The following is a 16,907-nucleotide window of genomic DNA, read 5'->3' as shown; positions in this document are numbered from 1 at the left end:
TGTGTGTTAAATAAACTGGAGTATCGAGAGGAGAGAGTTGCCATGCAGAGCCTGGGCAAAGAGAGCGAAGCGGCCATCAAGAAGGATCAGCAGTATTTATGGCATAACATTACACCTTACAGCGAAGCGAGTCCGCCGATGATTGCCGCTTCAGCCAGCGGATCATGGGTTACCGATATCGATGGAAACAAGTTTTTGGACGGCATGTCCGGACTGTGGTGTGTAAATGTCGGATATGGCCGCAAGGAGCTGGCCGAGGCGGCTTATAATCAGCTGCTCAGCCTGCCGTATTTTCCCCTGACGCAGAGCCATATGCCGGCTATCGCGCTCGCCGAGAAGCTGAACGAATGGCTGGAGGGCGATTATGTGATCTTCTTCTCCAACAGCGGATCGGAAGCGAACGAGGCGGCCTTCAAAATAGCGCGACAGTACCAGCAGCAGATCGGCCAGCATTACCGGCATAAATTCATTGCCCGCTACCGCGGCTACCACGGCAGCTCGCTCGGGGCGCTGTCTGCGACAGGCCAGGCGCAGCGCAAATATAAATATGAGCCGCTGGTGGCCGGGTTCCTGCATGTCGCTCCGCCGGACAGCTACCGCCGTCCCGCAGGTATGACCGTAGAGGAATTCAACCTGCAGTGTGCGCAGGCGATTGAGGATACAATCGTCTGGGAAGGCGTTGAGACGGTTGCGGCCGTTATTATGGAGCCGGTCATTACCGGCGGCGGTGTGATCGTGCCGCACCAGGTGTATCTGGACCGGGTGCAGGAAATCTGCCGGAAGCATGGCGTGCTGCTGATTATTGACGAGGTGATCTGCGGCTTTGGACGGTCCGGGCGTAAATTCGGCCATCAGAATTTCGGGATCAAGCCGGATATCGTCACCATGGCCAAAGGCTTGACCAGCGCCTACCTCCCGCTCTCGGCAACGGCAGTGCGTAAGGATATTTATGAAGCCTTCAAGGATAACAGTGACAGCTACGGCCATTTCCGCCACGTCAACACCTTCGGCGGCAATCCGGCTGCGTGTGCGCTGGCACTGCGCAATCTGGAGGTGCTGGAGCAGGAGAATCTGGTGGAGCGTGCAGACATTCTGGGAAAAAGGCTGTACAGCGGGCTTTCCGGGCTGCTGGAGCACAAGCTGGTCGGTGATATCCGCAGCTTCGGGCTGGTTCTCGGCATTGAACTGGTGGCCGACAAAGCTACCAAGCAGCCGGCCGATCTGGACACTGTCAAAGGTATTATTGCCGGGTGCAAAGCCAAAGGCCTTATCATCGGCAAAAACGGGGATACGGTGGCAGGCTTCAACAATGTGCTGACCGTTGCTCCTCCGCTGTCCTCTACCGATGAGGATATCCAGTTCATTATTGATACACTTACAGCTGTGCTGAACGGGAGCTGGGCAGAGTGAGCTTCTCCGGATATAGAAGCTGATAGGCCCGCAGAGCAACCTGAATCGATATGCGGTTCTCCGGGAGCATGAAGTCCTCGCCGAGCAGCTCGGTGATTTTGTCCAGCCGGTAGTAGAGCGATTGTCTGACGATGAACAGATTGCGGGCCGCGATTTGCTTCGAGCCGTCATGATCAAGGAACACGCGGAGCGTCAGCAGCAGCTCACTGCCCTTGGACTGGTCATGGTCAATCAGCGGGCCGAGATAGCTGCGGATGAAGTTCTCCAGTGTCTTGCCGTCATTCAGGTTGAGCAGAAGCTGGAACACCCCGAGCTCCTCGTAGAACAGCACGGATTTCTGGTAGCACGAATAGAGTGACAAGGCTTGTACGGATTCCTGATATCCGGCATACGCATGCTTCAGACCCTTATGGGACTTGCTGACTCCGATGACGAGCTGCAGGTCCTTCAGCTTCTCGTCGGCCCGGATGTGCTGCAGAGCATCCAGCGCCTGCTGCAGCCGCAGCTTGCCGGGAAGCTTCGACTGGATGTCGAGTGCAATTACAGTCAGGCGGTTGTTCTTGAGTGTAATCAACGGCCGCAGGGAGTATTTCTCGAAGAGGGAACGCAGAATGAGCGACAGGTGGAAGGTGATCGATTCCCAGTCATTTTCTGAGCTGTTCCATTTGACGTCGCGCGGATTCTCGATTTCAATCAGGCAGACGCGGTAGGGCAGTTCGTTCACAACATTGAAATCGGGGCCGACCAGCCCTTTGAGCCGGTTATCGTCCTGGGTGCGCCCGCTGATCAGCTCATCGACCCACAGATTCTCGGAGAACAGCTTGCGCTCTTCCATATAGCGGGTGCGCAGCAGCTCCTGGGCAATCGAGAGGGAAGCGGAATCCAGCAGCAGACAGTCGAATTCCTGCGGCTTGTGATTACAGACCATCAGGATATAGGCCCAGGTCTGATCGAGTGCGCCCACCGGCTTAACCGCAATCATCTTATGGCCGTATTCGCGGATATAGGGTGCGGCATCGGGCTGCACCCCCTCCATCTCCTCGCTGAAGGCTTCGAAGAAGCTCAGCAGCGGAGCCTGCTCATCCGGCGAAAGCGCCGGAAAGAACAACGGTTTACCCTGCAGCTGCATATAAACAATTTGGGTGCGTGTGCTTTTGCATAATAACTGCAGCACCTTCAGGGTGCCCTGGGAAGTCAGTGTCAGACGGTGGAACTCGCGGGAGATGCTCTCCAGCTCCTGGAGCATCCGGTGATGACGGTTAATGATGAGGGAATGCAGGTCGAGTGTGATATCTACGAAGCGTACGGTACGGGTAAAGATGATCAGCGGAAAATCGTGGCGGTTGGCCAGTTCGATCATCTCCTGCGGGATGCTGCTGAAGTAAGCTCCCAGCTCGATACATAAGCAGGCGGCGTTCTTATCAATCAGATTCTGCATAAAGGATAAGGAAGAGGCGATATCTGCACACGCACCCATGCCTGTAGTCAAAATCATTTCCTCGCCATGGATCAGACTTTCGAAGCTGGCGCTCTCCAGCACATGCACCCAGCGGATGGCCCGGTTTAGCCCGTGTTTGCCGCCGATGATCTCCGCTTCTGCAAACAGCGGTCTTTTCAGCGCATCACGGATGGTAAATACAAGTTCCCAATCCATATGCTTTCCCCCTCGCTCTTGTGCCCTGTCACTTGCTTTCACGTAAAAAATACACTTTTGAAATTAGACAATGTGTCTAATGTAACGAAAAATCGAAATGACTATAGTTTGATTATAATATGTTAGGATATATGACCTAACCAGATAGAAAAGGGATGTTTCTTCTGATTTGAAGTTTATTTTACTACATTACACCGTATATGTAAGCAAAATATTAAGGCAATTATCGCAATAATGTTATATTATATAACACAAACGTGATTAAGAAGCCGGGAATGGAAATTTTCTGCAACGCCTAAAACGCCATTTGTCCAAAGGGAGGGATAACTGATGGAGCACACTTCTCCGTTAACTGCATTCACGCCTGACATGTTCATGCGAAACTTCGCCGAGGCTGAGCCCGGGCTCAGCCGCAAAGGTGCAATTGAGGAATCCAACCGCTGTCTCTATTGTTATGATGCGCCCTGTATTAAAGCCTGCCCGACCAGCATCAATATTCCTTCCTTTATTAAGCGGATTGCTACCGATAATCTGAAGGGCTCGGCACAGACCATCATGGATTCCAATCCGGTGGGTGCCAGCTGCGCGCGTGTCTGCCCGACCGAGGAGCTATGCGAAGGCGCCTGTGTGCTGAACGATGCTTCGGCGCCGATTCAAATCGGACTGCTGCAGCGTTATGCTACCGACTGGGCGATTAACAGCGGTGTCCAGTTGTTTAAGGCCGGTACGCCGAACGGCAAAAAGGTTGCTGTAATCGGCGGCGGTCCTGCGGGCTTGTCTGCCGCCAGAGAGCTGGCACGCGAAGGGTTTGCTGTGGTGATCTATGAGGCCAAGCAGCTTGCCGGAGGACTGGATACACACGGGATCGTCTCGTTCCGGCTGCCGCAGTCCATCTCACTGTGGGAAGTAGAGCAGGTTGAGAAGCTGGGTGTTGAAATCCGCACCGGGGTAAAGGTTGGTGTTGACGTTGCTGTAGAGGAGCTCAAAGCGGAGTACGATGCGATTGTGCTGGCAGCAGGAATGGGTTATGTTCCTCCGCTGGGGATAGAAGGCGAGAAGCTGTCCGGTGTATACGATGCTATAGAGCTCGTGGAGACCACGAAGACCGGGATCCCGACACTGGAGCTGATGGGTCAGCGTGTTGCGGTCATTGGCGCAGGGAACACCGCGATTGATGCTGCGACCTGCTCCATGCGGCTCGGAGCAGCGAATGTGAAGATGGTCTACCGCCGCACCCGGAGCGAGATGACGGCCTACGACTTTGAATATGAATTCGCCAAGCAGGAGGGTGTGGAGTTCAATTGGCTGACGTTGCCGAAGCGGATTGTCGGCGATGAGCTGGGCAATGTGACCGGGCTGGAATGTGTGCAGATGAAGCTGACCGGCGAGACCGGCACAGACGGACGCCTGACGCCAATGCCTATTGAAGGCTCGGAATTCGTGATGCCGGTCGATGCGGTAGTAGTGGCGATCGGGCAGAAACGGCGCATTGATCTGATCGAGGCGCTGGGTCTGGAGCACAATTGGGGTGTTGTGAAGATTGATGAGAAGACCGGCCGGACGTCTGATCCGCAGATTTTTGCGGCCGGGGATATTGTTTTCGGCTCTGGCAAAGGTGAAGCGATGGTGGTGTCCGCAGCACAGCAGGGCAAGGATGCGGCCTATGCGATTGTGAAGCAATTATCGGGTCTGCAGGACAGCATAGTAGGCTCCGCGGTATAACCGGGAGTATATGAGCAGTACGGGCCCGGCTGGTTTAGGCGGACTTCATATGACAGGGAGGGAATATCAATGGCAGATTTGAGTATTGATCTTGCAGGAATCAAGTCACCCAATCCGTTCTGGCTGGCCTCTGCGCCGCCTACCAATACAGGTTATCAGGTGCAGCGGGCGTTCGAGGCCGGCTGGGGAGGGGCGGTCTGGAAGACGCTGGGTGAGCCGGTCATCAACACCTCGTCCAGGTTTGCAGCGGTGCATTTTAATGGACAGCGGGTAGCGGGCTTTAACAACATTGAATTGATTACGGACCGTCCGCTGGAAGTGAACCTGAAGGAAATCTATGAGACGAAGAAGAGATTTCCGAATCATGCGATTATCGCCTCCCTGATGGTAGAACCGAAGCAGGAAAAGTGGCATGAGATCGTCAAGCGGGTGGAGGCAGTCGGTGTAGACGGGCTGGAGCTCAACTTCGGCTGTCCGCACGGCATGGCCGAGCGCGGAATGGGTGCGGCCTCCGGCCAGCAGCCTGATCTGGTGCAGGCGCAGACGACCTGGGTGAAGGAAGTGGCGACCACACCGGTTATCGTGAAGCTGACCCCGAATATTACCGACATTACGGTCGTGGCCCGGCATGCGGTTAAAGGCGGTGCGGACGCGATCAGCCTGATCAATACGATTAACAGTCTGGCAGGAGTGGATATTCACAGCTGGAACACCATTCCGAATGTCGGCGGCCAAGGCGCGCATGGCGGTTATTGCGGCCCGGCGGTAAAGCCGATTGCCCTGAGTATGGTGGCTGAATGTGCCCGGGACCGCGGGGTCGGTGTCCCGATCTCCGGGATCGGCGGTATTTCCACCTGGCAGGATGTGGTCGAATTCATGCTGATGGGCTCCACCGGCATTCAGGTCTGTACGGCGGTTATGCATCACGGCTTCCGGATCGTTGAGGAAATGATCGACGGCCTGAACAATTATCTGGATGACAAAGGTCTGGCTTCGGTAACGGAGCTGATCGGCAAATCAGTGCCTAAATACTCCAACTGGGGTGATCTGGACCTTAACTACAAAGTGGTTGCGCGAATTAACGAGGACAACTGCATTAACTGCAATAAATGCCATATTGCCTGTGAGGATGCCTCGCATCAATGTATCGATATGCTGACTAATGCTGAAGGCAAGGCGATTCTGCAGGTGCGTGAGGAAGACTGTGTAGGCTGTAATTTGTGCTCGATTGTCTGTCCGGCGGACGGTGCGATTGATATGGTCGCCCTGGATAGCGGCGTGGCGCCGATGACCTGGAATCAGCGGAATCAGGTGATCAGCGGCTTGAACGGCTCATATTCGGAAGCGGAGGTGGTTTAAGATGAAGAAGATCATCAAAAACGGTATTATCGTTACCGCAGCGGACACTTATGCAGGGGACGTTCTGATCGAGGACGGAATTGTGACCGGAATCGGTCTGAATCTGGAAGCGCCGGATGCTGAAATCGTAGACGCCTCCGGCTGTTATGTATTTCCCGGGGGGATTGATCCCCACACCCATCTCGACATGCCCTTTGGCGGAACTGTTACCGCCGATGATTTTGAGAGCGGAACGATTGCGGCCGCCTACGGGGGCACGACAACCATTATTGATTTCTGCCTGACCACCAAGGGCCAGCCGCTGCAGAGCGCAGTGGATACTTGGCATAACAAATCGCAGGATAAGGCGGTCATTGACTACAGCTTCCACCTGATGGTCTCGGAGCTGAACGACAAGGTGCTCGCAGAGCTGCCGCAGATTATTGAAGACGAGGGCATTACCTCGCTGAAGGTATTCATGGCGTACAAGAACACCTTCCAGGCTGATGACGGCGTGCTGTTCAAGACGCTGCAGGCGGCCAAACGGGAAGGCGCGCTCGTCATGGTTCATGCCGAGAACGGTGATGTGATTGAATATCTGGTGGAGCAGGCTCTCGCAGCCGGCAACACGGATCCGATCTACCATGCACTGACCCGGCCTCCGGAGCTGGAAGGTGAAGCAACCGGCCGGGCTGCTTATTTGACAGAGCTGACCGATTCCCAGCTCTATGTCGTGCACGTGACCTGTGCCGAAGCGGCCTGGAAAATCGCCGAAGCCCGCAAAAAGGGGCTGCGCGTCTACGGAGAGACCTGTCCGCAGTATCTGGTGCTGGATCAGACTGCGCTAGAGAAACCGGATTTCGAAGGTGCCAAATATGTCTGGTCTCCGCCGCTGCGCGAGCAGTGGAACCAGGATGTGCTGTGGGATGCGCTATGGAGCGGCACGCTGCAAACCATCGGCTCCGACCAGTGTTCGTTCGATTTCAAGGGACAGAAGGACCTCGGACTCGGTGACTTCTCCAAAATCCCGAACGGCGGACCGACCATCGAGGACCGCTTCAGCCTGCTCTACTCCGAAGGCGTGCAGAAGGGCCGGATCTCACTCAATAAATTCGTGGATATCATCTCCACCTCCAGCGCCAAGCTGTTCGGATTATTCCCGCAAAAGGGAACGATCGCCATCGGCAGCGACGCCGATATTGTCATTTTCGATCCATCCGTGGAAAGAACCATCTCAGCTGAAACCCATCATATGAACGTCGATTATAATGCGTTTGAGGGCTTCGAAATTAAGGGCGAGCCGGTCTCCGTCCTCAGCCGCGGTGAATTTGTCATCCGTGACAAACAGTTCGTCGGTCAAGCGGGCTCCGGCAAATATCTGCATCGCAAACGATTCGAAGCAGAAGCGGCCCGTCCGGTCAAAGCGGAAATCAGCGGAGGAGTGGTCTAAGATGTCTGCATTCGATGAGTTTGACCAAGAGCGGCAGGCAATTGATACGCTGCTCGAACAAGGCTACCAAGTGATCAGTATCGCGGAGGATCTGGACGGAGCCAGGGTTACCTTCGCTCCTGGCGGTCCGGGACAAAGCCCGGTGGAGCTGCTCCTGCTGACAGCAGATGCGCGCAAGCATGTGACAACGGTGGTTTTTGCCGGGAGTAAGCCGGCTGCGCCGATAGAAACGGGTATTTAAGTGAAACCTATCAAACCAGGGGGCTGTGATCTTAGGATCGCGGCCTTTTTTCATGTTTTTCCGACTGAAAATTAGGATTGACAGTTTTTTAAGGGTGTACTATATTAATCCCATGGATTTAATCGGAATATGACAGGGTCGACCAGTAAACTGGAGATCAGGCATTACCGTCTATACGGTAGCGGCTTGATCTTTTTTGTGTTCATCCGGCGGGAGAAGGAGGCGAATGGATCGATGATTGCAGTGAAGCATTTGAATAAAAGCTATGCGACGCGTGCCGGACAGGTGTCTGCACTGCAGGATATTAATCTGCATATCGGCAAAGGCGAGATCTTCGGCATAATCGGCGCTAGCGGAGCTGGGAAGTCTACATTGATCCGCTGTCTCAACCTTCTGGAGCGGCCCGATTCGGGCAGTGTTGAGGTTGGAGGTACAGCGATTACAGATCTGAAAGGTAAGCAGCTGCGGCTGGCCCGCCGCAGAATCGGCATGATCTTTCAGCAGTTTAATCTGCTGGAAGCCAAGACGGTATACGGGAATGTGGCGTTCCCGCTCCGGGTAGCCGGATTCTCCAAGCCGGAAACGAAGCAGCGTGTGGCAGAAATTCTGGAGCTGGTAGGATTAAGCGACAAAGCGGATGTGTATCCGTCGCAGCTCAGCGGCGGCCAGAAACAGCGGGTTGGCATTGCACGCGCGCTTGCTGTGGAGCCGGATGTACTGCTCTCCGATGAAGCCACCTCGGCGCTGGACCCGCAGACGACGTATTCAATTCTGGAATTGCTGCAGGATATTAACCGTAAGCTGCAGATTACCATTGTCTTAATCACACATGAAATGGATGTGCTGCGGCATATCTGCGGCAATGCTGCGGTAATTGAAGGCGGGAGGATCGTCGAGAGCGGACCGGTAGAGCAGCTGTTTTACCGGCCGGAGAGTGAGACGGCGAAGCAGTTCGTGAATATTTTCAATTACTACAAAGACGGAAACGCTCAGGAGAAGGCGGTAATTATGTCATGAAGGAAGATATGGTTGAACTGCTGTGGACCGGGCTGCAGCAGACCTTATATATGGTGGCCTGGTCCTCTGTCTTTGCACTTTTGCTCGGATCACTGCTGGGCGTGACTCTGGTGGTCACAGAGAAAGGCGGGGTTCTCCCAGCTCCCCGGATTAACGGGCTGCTCAGCACGGCGATCAACGGAGTGCGCTCTATTCCGTTCATCATTCTGATCGTACTGCTGCTCCCGCTGTCGCGGCTGATTGTCGGCACCTCGCTTGGGCCTACGGCAGCGATTGTCTCCCTGTCCATCGGCGCGGCACCGTTCCTGGGCAGAATTATCGAGAGCTCGCTGCGGGAGGTCGAGCCGGGTAAGATTGAAGCAGCCAAGTCCGTGGGGGCACATCCCTTTACGATTATTGCGCAAGTCATCATTCCCGAGGCGCTGCCTGCACTGGTGCGCGGCATGACTATAGCAGTCATCTCGATCACGGAATTCACGGCGGTGGCCGGGGCCATCGGTGCCGGCGGGCTGGGCAGTCTGGCGATCCGCTTTGGTTACCAGCGCTTCCGGACAGATATTCTAATCGGTACCGTACTGCTGATTATACTGATTGTTCAGATCCTGCAGTGGACGGGTGACTATGTCTCCCGGGCTATCGACCGGAAGCGCTGTAAGAGCGAATAAGGCGAATGGGGCATTAGTGAGCAGAATTACATAATTCCTATAACAAGGATAATAACACTATAAAAGGTAACGATGTTTTAAAAAATATAGATTTTAAGAAGGGGTAGGGATGAGGATGAAGAAACAGGGGAGCCTGCTTGTCGCATTGATGATTGTTCTGGTGGGGGTACTGTCAGGCTGCGGTGCAGACAAAAACAATGATGAGGCAAAGGCGGCTGCAGAAGGGAATTCCGGCGGAAATGCCGGCAAGGAGATTACACTTAAGGTGGGGGCGGCTGCTGTGCCGCATGCGGAGATTCTGGAGTTCATCAAGCCGAAGCTGAAGGAAGAGGGTGTTAATCTGGAGATCGTCACACTGGATGACGAGGGTCAGCTAAACCCGGCCCTGCAGGAGAAGCAGATTGATGCCAATTATTTTCAGCATGTGCCTTATCTGGATTCGATCAAGGAGGAGAAGGGGTACGATTTTGCCGTAACGGCCAAGGTGCATGTAGAGCCCATCGGATTCTACTCCGAGAAGCTGAAATCCAAGGAAGAACTGCCGGATGGGGCCAAGATCGGCATCCCGAACAATCCTTCGAATGAATACAGAGCACTTGTACTGCTGCAGCAGCAGGGTTTGATTAAGTTAAAGGACGGATTAACCACCTACGAAGCAACACCTAAGGATATTGCTGAGAATCCGCATAATCTGGAGTTCGTTGAAGCCGATTCTGCTACACTCCCGCGTGCGCTGCCTGATCTGGACGGGGCAATTATTAACACCAACATTGTGCTGGAATCCGGGATTGATCCGAAGTCGGCCCTGTTCCGTGAGGATGCCAATTCACCGTACGCCAATGTCATTGTCGTCCGCAGTGGAGATGAGAACCGGGATGAAATCAAGAAGCTGGATGAAGCGCTGACCAGTCCGGATGTGAAGAAATTTATCGAGGACAAATACGGTGTGGCTGTAGTTCCGGCATTTTAAAGTTCAAAATATAGGCAGACTGCCGGTTGCGGACGCGCTGATGCGTGGATGCAGCCGGCAGTTTTTTTGTTTATGTCAGCCGTTGCCCGCCCTCCATATACTCCTGGCGCAGGACCGACATAATCAGCAGGGTCTCAAAAGTGTCACCCCGTTTAATGGATTCGCGGAGTGCACCGTCCACCTTGAAGCCTGCTCCTTCATACACATGCCGTGCTCTGGAATTCAGCTCATTGACATCCAGCCATAACCGGTGCGTCTCCGTATGCGTGAAGATCCATTCTGTGAGCAGTGCGAGTAGTTTTTTGCCGTATCCGCGGCTTTGGATATGAACGACGATCCGCATAATGCAGACGGTTAAATTGGGGTCCTGCAGTCCCGTAATGATTACGTAGCCAGCCGGCTGGCCTGACTTCTCCTGAAGGATCAGATGGAGCATGTCATCATCCGTGATGGCCGCAGCGTGCTTATTCCTGGCCCATTGTCCAATATAGCGGCGGTTATTCTCATCCTGCTCTGCAGCCAGCACGAAGTCGAGATCCTGCAAGGTGGTCAGCCGTAAATCGATCAGCTCTGATTGTATAAACATCAAATTCTCCCCCTTTATTGACAGTCCATATAAGAACACGGTACATGAGGGGAATAAAACTGGCAACACTAAAAGGCGCTCCTGCGTCCCGATATTGGAATGAAAGGAGAGCGCGAGCTGGCCTGTTTCTGTTAGAGTATGCTCCGGCCGGTGTCTTTTCAGCGTTGCTGAACGGAATTATTGTATAATTGAGAGGAGTAGGTTTGGTGAAATTCGGAGTGTGATGAGGAGAGAGTAATCGATGTACTTGCTGGATGTGATGTCATGGCTGACAGAGGAGCGGCTCCGGCTGATGCTGGAACAATACCGCACACTCGGGCCGCTGCCCGGTATCGGGCTGACATTTATGAAATCATTCGTTCCGCCGCTGCCTACTATTGCAATTGTAGGGTTAAACGGGGCGGTCTACGGTTTATGGCTTGGCTTTTTATATTCATGGATCGGGCTGGTGGCGGGCTGTGTGACGACCTTCCTGATTATCCGCAAAATCGCTTCCCACCCGTATCTGCAGAAGTGGGCCGGGCGGCCGAAAGTAGCCAAGAGCATGACCTGGGTCCGGCAGAGCGGTTTCAGCTATGTTTTTCTGCTTAGTCTGTTTCCCGTCGGCCCGTTTGTGGTCATTAATATGGCCGCCGGGCTTGCCGGCATGCGCCTGCGTTCTTATCTGCTTGCGCTATGTGCCGGCAAAGCGATTATGGTATTCGCAGTATCCTATATCGGGAATGATGTGGACCGGTTTATCCGCAATCCATGGGAGATCATCTATGTGCTGCTGTTCATTGGTGTCTCCTTGTGGTGTGTTAAGGCGATAGAGGCCCGGTTTGCCCGGGCGGCGAAAGAGGACGGGGCAGCCTAAGCAAGTGTCCCGCTATACCATAAACAGCCGGCTGACGGCTTGCTCTGTCTCTAATTGTCCGGAGTTATGAATCCAGCTGTTCGTAGCGGCGTTATAGCAGTAATCAAGGCTCCATTCCGCGATATGGCTGACAATGCCCTGCACGGCCGTTATCATCCGCTCCACCTCGCGGGCAGTCATAATGGGATGCAGGGAGAGCCGGACCCAGCCTGGCTTCGAAGACTGGTCACCGGCATGGAGTGCCTGAATGATCTGCTCGGACTGCTTGTGGCCAAGTCCCAGCAGATAATGCCCATAAGGGCCGGCACAGGAACAGCCCCCGCGGGCCTGAATCCCAAAGCGGTCATTCAGCAGCTGGACGGCCAGATTGTAATGGATATCCTGCAGTGTAAACGACACGATACCATGGCGCTCCGTGTGCTCACCGGCCAGTATAGAGCAGCCGGGAATCCGCGCGAGTCCGGACAAAAGTTGGCGGCACAGCTCCTGTTCCCGCAGCCTCATCAACCCCCCGCAGCCGTTCATCCGCTCTTTCAGCTTCAGGCACAGTGCTGTGCGAAAAGCCTGGAGGAACCCTGGTGTGCCCCCGTCCTCACGGACCTCTACCTCATCTATGTAACGGCGTCCTCCCCATGGGTTGACCCAGACAACGGTGCCCCCGCCCGGTTCATCCGGCAGTCTGCCGCTGCAGAGCGCAGCATCGAACAGCAGCACTCCATTCGTGCCGGGGCCGCCGAGGAATTTGTGAGGAGAGAAGAAAACAGCATCGAGCTTCTCCAGCGGAGAGGAAGGGTGCATATCGATATCTTCATAAGGGGCGCTGGCGGCAAAATCCACAAAGCATATCCCGCCGTGGCGGTGCATGGCTGCAGCAAGCTTCGCGTAGGGGGTCTGAATTCCCGTTACGTTGGAGCAGGCGGTGAAGGAACCGATCTTATAGCGGCGGTTCCGGTGGAGACGTAGCAGATCCTCAAGCGCACGCAAATCGATATTGCCGTCCGCCCCGGCCGGTACCGTAACCACCTCGCCGATCCCCTCCTGCCAAGGCAGCAGATTGGAGTGATGCTCCATATGGCTGGTGAAGATCACCGGGCGTTCTTCCGGGGGACAGCAGAAATTCCTGAGCTGCCATTCCGGCAGCTTCAGGCCCATCAGCCGCTGCAGCTTATTGATCGCACCGGTCGTGCCGTTGCCGCAGAAGAGCAGGACATCTTCCGGCCCCGCATGTACATGCTTTCTTATAATATTCCGCGCCTCGGTATAGGCCAGGGTCATGGTCAGCCCGGTAGTATTCGACTCGGTATGCGGATTGCTGACATAAGGGCCGAATACCTCCTGTACGGTACGTTCAATCGGCTCGTATAAACGGCCGCTGGCTGTCCAGTCAGCATAGAGCAGCGGTTGCCGTCCATAAGGCGTAGTTATTTGATGCCGGATGCCGATGGTGTGCTCCCGGAAAGCAGCGAAATGTGCCTCAAGTGAAGCCGGCGCCTCTTCTGAAAAGGCATGGTTGATGCTTAGCACAGACAATCCCTCCAGCCGGTTAGTTCTCGCAGACACTGGTACTGGTGACAAAGGAGGCAGGCGATAAGGAGTATCGCCGCATTCTTCCTCGCACAGCGGTGTCTTTCTGGCTCAGTATATGCCCGGCGGAGGGAATAGGTTAAAGCCCATCAGCCGCTTATATGAACAGCTGCATATCACTTTCCAGTGCATCCTTCAGATAAGCGGAGGCATCTATAATCTCAACCTCCGGCAGGAATTCCTCCGGCTTGAACCCCATAATCTCTACAGACAGCTTGCAGGCGTAGAATTTGATGTTCTTATTGCGGGCGCCCTTCAGAAAATGAATCAGCTTCGGCGCGTGATTATCCTCCATCATTTCCTCCAGCATCATCCGTCCCAGGCCGCTGAAATTCATCCGCGAGAGCGGCAGCTGCTGCGGGCCCTTCGGAGTAATGACATCCATCAGCTTCTCGTAGATCGTTTTGTCCTCCAGCGTCATTTTTTCCGGATCACGAACCAGAAACAATCCCCAGAAGGCGAAAAACATCGTAACCTCCACCTCAATATCCCGTGCCGCATTGGCCAGAATCAGCCCCGCCATCGCCTTGTCGTATTCACCGCTGAACATCAGCAGGTTCAATTTTTTAGCCATCTCTGCAATCCTCCATCAACTTCATAGAATGTAATTAGTATGGTTGCGGCGGCGAGAAGTATGCCTGCTGTCACAAAGATGTACCGGTATGGAGAGGCTCCCCAATACATTCACTTCCCGTTGATGTAAAAAACGGCAAGCTTCCTCTCCGGGAAGCTTGCCGCTCACATCATGTATTTGTTGGCGTAGATGTAGATTATGCAGTTATGCCAGCTGAACCTAATGTCGCTATAGTCACTTGATGGAAAAACTCCTTCTAATTCATTCCTTGTCGACTAGGAACAGATTCTAGTGGGAAAACCTCCAGCTAATTTCCCGTGAAATACTAATTATTATCAGCGTAGAAGGGATTAGTGGGAGAAAATCCAATTAGGTCCTATTTCCAAGCCGCCAGAAGGTAGTTAGATGGAGAAAATCCCACTGGTGTACCGCCTTCGCCTTCCGTAAACCTAATTAACACGGCTGCAGGCGGTATAACACCGCGCCGTGCGGAGCAACCTCGCAAGCCAAGTCGTCCCCGGTAAGCGGCGCTTCTTCTCCGCTCCACAGCTCCTTGACGGACAATGGGCCTTCCAGATTCAGCGCAGTCAGCTGCACGGAGACTGTCTGCCCGGCTTCACCGGTATTGAACAGCGCAATGTACTTCACGCCGTTCGTACCCTCCGCCGACCATACAACACGGTCATTCTCACGGCTGACGAGCCGGGCGCCGCTGCTGGTGCTGTGCATATCTAGTACATCACGGTTAGTCAGCAAGCTTAGAGTCCAGTCATCATTGTCGCGCAGCTCCCCGCCGAAGAACAGTGGAGAACGGAAGATACTCCACAAGGTCATCATCGTAATCTGCTCATCCGGTGTAAACCGCGTCCAGCGGTCAGCTCCGCCGCCGTCTACCGAGCGGATGCCGATATGGCCAAGCGGCAGCATATCGCAGTCCGGCCAGCTGCCGTCTCCGGCTTTGCCCTGCCAGCGCTCACAGCGGTCGAACATATCCAGCAGCAGCTCCCAGTGATCCCAGAAGTCATCGGTGATCCGCCACATGTTGGCGTGCCCGCCGAAGAAGTCGGCGTACTCTACCGGTGCCGGTCCTGGCGAGAGGCTGAGCACCATCGGGCGGCCGCAATGCTCAATCGCGTTATGGATCAGTGCAATCTCCGGCTGGTGGGTATCGTATAGTCTTGACGCTGCGATATCATCGACTTTCACGAAGTCTACACCCCACTCGGCGTACAGCTCAAACAGCGAGTTGTAATAAGCCTGTGCGCCTTCCGCAGCGGCATCGACCCCGTACATATCCGTATTCCAGGGACAGATGGAATTCGGATGGGCAATATCGCGGGCAGTGGCCCGGGAGCCTTTGATGGCGGCTGCCGCATGAGCGGCTTGTCTTGGAATGCCGCGCATAATGTGAATCCCGAATTTCAGGCCCAGGCTATGCACGTAATCCGATAACGGGCGGAAGCCCTGCCCGCCCTCAGCTGAGGGGAAGCGGTTCACAGCCGGCATCAGCCGGGAGTATTCGTCCATCTCCAGCGGAACAAAGGGCCGGTACTGTGAGGATACAGCTCCCGGCTCATACCACTGAATATCCACAACGACATATTCCCAGCCGAATTGCTGTAAATTCGCGGCCATATATTCAGCATTCCCGCGGATTTCCTGCTCTGTAACGGCTGCCCCGTAGCAGTCCCAGCTGTTCCAGCCCATTGGCGGTGTCTTGGCATACTGTAAATGATTCATTAAGATGTCGTCTCCTTAAAGCTCCTTAGCTAGAGCGATAAAATAAAGTTGCTGTAATAGAGACATCATAATTCCTTTATACATACAGTTCTACAGTAATATAGGCATATGAATAGCACTAAATTGCTGTTTGCCCAGGTCCTAATCAAAAAACAGGCGGTTATAGTGCAGACTGCCGCTCCCGGAACGGAAAGCGCCAGGGGTTTGTCCGGTCAGCTTCTGAAAGACTTTAATGAAATAGCTGCCTGAGGAGTATCCGAGCTCGGCCGCAATGGCTTCAATGCTCCGGTCGGTGGTTCTCAGCAGTTCTACCGCATGCCGGGTCCGCACCCGGTTCAAATATTCATTCGGGGTCACGCCGACATGTTTGCTGAAGATGCGAAGCAGATGGAATTTAGATAGTCCAACTTGCTCGGCCAGCTGTTCCTGGCCAATCATCGAATGGTAGCGGGCTTCGATGAAGCTGACGGATTGCCGGACCGCCGGCGGCCATTCCGCCGTATGATGCGGTCCGCTTGCGGCCAGCCGGCCCAGCTCCATCAAGAACTGGTAGAGCAGTGAAGAAGCGATGTACGGGTCGGTTATTTTCCCGTCATGAGCTTCCCGGGCGATGTCGCGCAGCAGGCGGATAGGAATACTTCCCGGGTCAATGGCCGGAGCAGGGCCGAGCTTGGACTTGATGTCTTCCCACAGCGGCAGGGCCAGCTGCGGCCGGAACAGGATGAAGTAAAACTCCCAGGGCACCGCTCCGCCGGGATGGTAGTAGCGGTGGTTGCCGGGGATTTCAGCCATGAAGCCTCTTCCCGGACCGATCCGGAAGCTCTCGCGTTCAGTATCGAATATGCCTGTGCCCTCAGTCGTATATTGAAAAAGAAGCAACGGCCCGTCACTGCGCTCCATTCCGTTCCAGGAATAAGCCGGACTCGTCTCCAATTGATGTCCCACTGCGAAGAGGCTGAGCAGCGGCAGCCGCTCAGGCTCATTGAAGCGGAACCCGTAGACCCCGTAACTGTGGTCATGTTTCACGTTACCCCTCCTGACGGTTGTCCCTGATTACTAAAAAAGCTCCCCTAAGGGAGCTTGAGATAGTGTGGTCTAAG

Annotated in this window: 15 protein-coding genes; 9 read left to right on the top strand and 6 right to left on the bottom strand. The window is 54.5% G+C overall.

What is annotated here, in order from left to right:
• Positions 1-42: 42 nt before the first annotated feature.
• Positions 43-1,410 carry an aspartate aminotransferase family protein gene (locus tag QU597_RS27350; protein ID WP_310830628.1) on the top strand — a complete coding sequence of 456 codons (1,368 nt, stop codon included), beginning with the start codon at positions 43-45 and terminating at the stop codon, positions 1,408-1,410.
• Here QU597_RS27350 and QU597_RS27345 read toward each other — a convergent pair.
• Positions 1,376-3,064, bottom strand: a complete 1,689-nt coding sequence (locus QU597_RS27345; RefSeq protein ID WP_206102381.1) for a PucR family transcriptional regulator — start codon at positions 3,062-3,064, stop codon at positions 1,376-1,378. The two genes, QU597_RS27350 and QU597_RS27345, sit on opposite strands and share 35 nt — an antisense overlap.
• Before the next feature lie 330 nt (positions 3,065-3,394).
• Between QU597_RS27345 and QU597_RS27340 the strand changes: the two genes are divergently transcribed.
• From QU597_RS27340 to QU597_RS27310, 7 genes are all read left to right on the top strand, one after another.
• Entirely contained in the window at positions 3,395-4,786 is a 1,392-nt protein-coding gene (locus QU597_RS27340) for an NAD(P)-dependent oxidoreductase (RefSeq protein ID WP_310830627.1), read from the top strand.
• Between the two features lie 69 nt (positions 4,787-4,855).
• Positions 4,856-6,145: an NAD-dependent dihydropyrimidine dehydrogenase subunit PreA gene (gene preA, locus QU597_RS27335; RefSeq protein ID WP_310830626.1), complete on the top strand. Its 1,290-nt coding sequence runs from the start codon at positions 4,856-4,858 to the stop codon at positions 6,143-6,145.
• A 1-nt stretch (position 6,146) separates the two neighbouring features.
• Positions 6,147-7,574: a dihydropyrimidinase gene (gene hydA, locus QU597_RS27330; protein ID WP_310830625.1), complete on the top strand. Its 1,428-nt coding sequence runs from the start codon at positions 6,147-6,149 to the stop codon at positions 7,572-7,574.
• Position 7,575: 1 nt separating this feature from the next.
• Entirely contained in the window at positions 7,576-7,815 is a 240-nt protein-coding gene (locus QU597_RS27325; RefSeq protein ID WP_310830624.1) for a hypothetical protein, read from the top strand.
• Between the two features lie 234 nt (positions 7,816-8,049).
• Positions 8,050-8,832, top strand: coding sequence for a methionine ABC transporter ATP-binding protein (locus QU597_RS27320; RefSeq protein WP_310833426.1), 783 nt, complete (start codon positions 8,050-8,052; stop codon positions 8,830-8,832).
• Positions 8,829-9,497, top strand: a complete 669-nt coding sequence (locus QU597_RS27315; protein WP_310830623.1) for a methionine ABC transporter permease — start codon at positions 8,829-8,831, stop codon at positions 9,495-9,497. The genes QU597_RS27320 and QU597_RS27315 overlap by 4 nt, the downstream gene beginning before the upstream one ends.
• A 115-nt stretch (positions 9,498-9,612) precedes the next feature.
• A complete protein-coding gene (locus tag QU597_RS27310) occupies positions 9,613-10,467 on the top strand; it encodes a MetQ/NlpA family ABC transporter substrate-binding protein (protein WP_310833425.1) in 855 nt (284 codons plus the stop codon).
• 70 nt (positions 10,468-10,537) lie between these two features.
• Here the strand turns inward: QU597_RS27310 and QU597_RS27305 are convergent, their stop codons facing one another.
• Positions 10,538-11,053, bottom strand: a complete 516-nt coding sequence (locus tag QU597_RS27305; protein ID WP_310830622.1) for a GNAT family N-acetyltransferase — start codon at positions 11,051-11,053, stop codon at positions 10,538-10,540.
• Positions 11,054-11,294: 241 nt separating this feature from the next.
• Here QU597_RS27305 and QU597_RS27300 point away from each other — a divergent pair, with 241 nt between their 5' ends.
• Entirely contained in the window at positions 11,295-11,909 is a 615-nt protein-coding gene (locus QU597_RS27300; RefSeq protein WP_310830621.1) for a TVP38/TMEM64 family protein, read from the top strand.
• Between the two features lie 12 nt (positions 11,910-11,921).
• On the opposite strand, the gene QU597_RS27295 is transcribed toward QU597_RS27300, so the two are convergent.
• The 4 genes from QU597_RS27295 to QU597_RS27280 form a co-directional block, all read right to left on the bottom strand.
• Positions 11,922-13,433, bottom strand: coding sequence for an aminotransferase class V-fold PLP-dependent enzyme (locus tag QU597_RS27295; RefSeq protein ID WP_310830620.1), 1,512 nt, complete (start codon positions 13,431-13,433; stop codon positions 11,922-11,924).
• 157 nt (positions 13,434-13,590) lie between these two features.
• Positions 13,591-14,067 (bottom strand): DsrE/DsrF/DrsH-like family protein, encoded by a 477-nt coding sequence (locus QU597_RS27290; RefSeq protein ID WP_310830619.1) that lies wholly within the window; start codon positions 14,065-14,067, stop codon positions 13,591-13,593.
• 453 nt (positions 14,068-14,520) lie between these two features.
• Positions 14,521-15,807, bottom strand: coding sequence for a glycoside hydrolase family 27 protein (locus QU597_RS27285; protein WP_310830618.1), 1,287 nt, complete (start codon positions 15,805-15,807; stop codon positions 14,521-14,523).
• 141 nt (positions 15,808-15,948) lie between these two features.
• Entirely contained in the window at positions 15,949-16,833 is an 885-nt protein-coding gene (locus tag QU597_RS27280) for a helix-turn-helix transcriptional regulator (RefSeq protein ID WP_054942368.1), read from the bottom strand.
• Between the last annotated feature and the right edge of the window lie 74 nt (positions 16,834-16,907).

Source organism: Paenibacillus pedocola (assembly GCF_031599675.1).
Lineage (GTDB): Bacteria > Bacillota > Bacilli > Paenibacillales > Paenibacillaceae > Paenibacillus_AQ > Paenibacillus_AQ pedocola.
The sequence above is the reverse complement of the archived record's forward strand: the minus strand, read 5'-3'. Positions and strand labels throughout refer to the sequence as shown.

Bases quoted from the DNA above. Each gene is read 5' to 3' on its own strand.
- QU597_RS27350 (WP_310830628.1), top strand. From the start codon at position 43: ATGCAGAGCCTGGGCAAAGAGAGCGAAGCGGCCATCAAGAAGGATCAG.
- QU597_RS27345 (WP_206102381.1), bottom strand. From the start codon at position 3,064: ATGGATTGGGAACTTGTATTTACCATCCGTGATGCGCTGAAAAGACCG.
- QU597_RS27340 (WP_310830627.1), top strand. From the start codon at position 3,395: ATGGAGCACACTTCTCCGTTAACTGCATTCACGCCTGACATGTTCATG.
- preA (WP_310830626.1), top strand. From the start codon at position 4,856: ATGGCAGATTTGAGTATTGATCTTGCAGGAATCAAGTCACCCAATCCG.
- hydA (WP_310830625.1), top strand. From the start codon at position 6,147: ATGAAGAAGATCATCAAAAACGGTATTATCGTTACCGCAGCGGACACT.
- QU597_RS27325 (WP_310830624.1), top strand. From the start codon at position 7,576: ATGTCTGCATTCGATGAGTTTGACCAAGAGCGGCAGGCAATTGATACG.
- QU597_RS27320 (WP_310833426.1), top strand. From the start codon at position 8,050: ATGATTGCAGTGAAGCATTTGAATAAAAGCTATGCGACGCGTGCCGGA.
- QU597_RS27315 (WP_310830623.1), top strand. From the start codon at position 8,829: ATGAAGGAAGATATGGTTGAACTGCTGTGGACCGGGCTGCAGCAGACC.
- QU597_RS27310 (WP_310833425.1), top strand. From the start codon at position 9,613: ATGAAGAAACAGGGGAGCCTGCTTGTCGCATTGATGATTGTTCTGGTG.
- QU597_RS27305 (WP_310830622.1), bottom strand. From the start codon at position 11,053: ATGTTTATACAATCAGAGCTGATCGATTTACGGCTGACCACCTTGCAG.
- QU597_RS27300 (WP_310830621.1), top strand. From the start codon at position 11,295: ATGTACTTGCTGGATGTGATGTCATGGCTGACAGAGGAGCGGCTCCGG.
- QU597_RS27290 (WP_310830619.1), bottom strand. From the start codon at position 14,067: ATGGCTAAAAAATTGAACCTGCTGATGTTCAGCGGTGAATACGACAAG.
- QU597_RS27285 (WP_310830618.1), bottom strand. From the start codon at position 15,807: ATGAATCATTTACAGTATGCCAAGACACCGCCAATGGGCTGGAACAGC.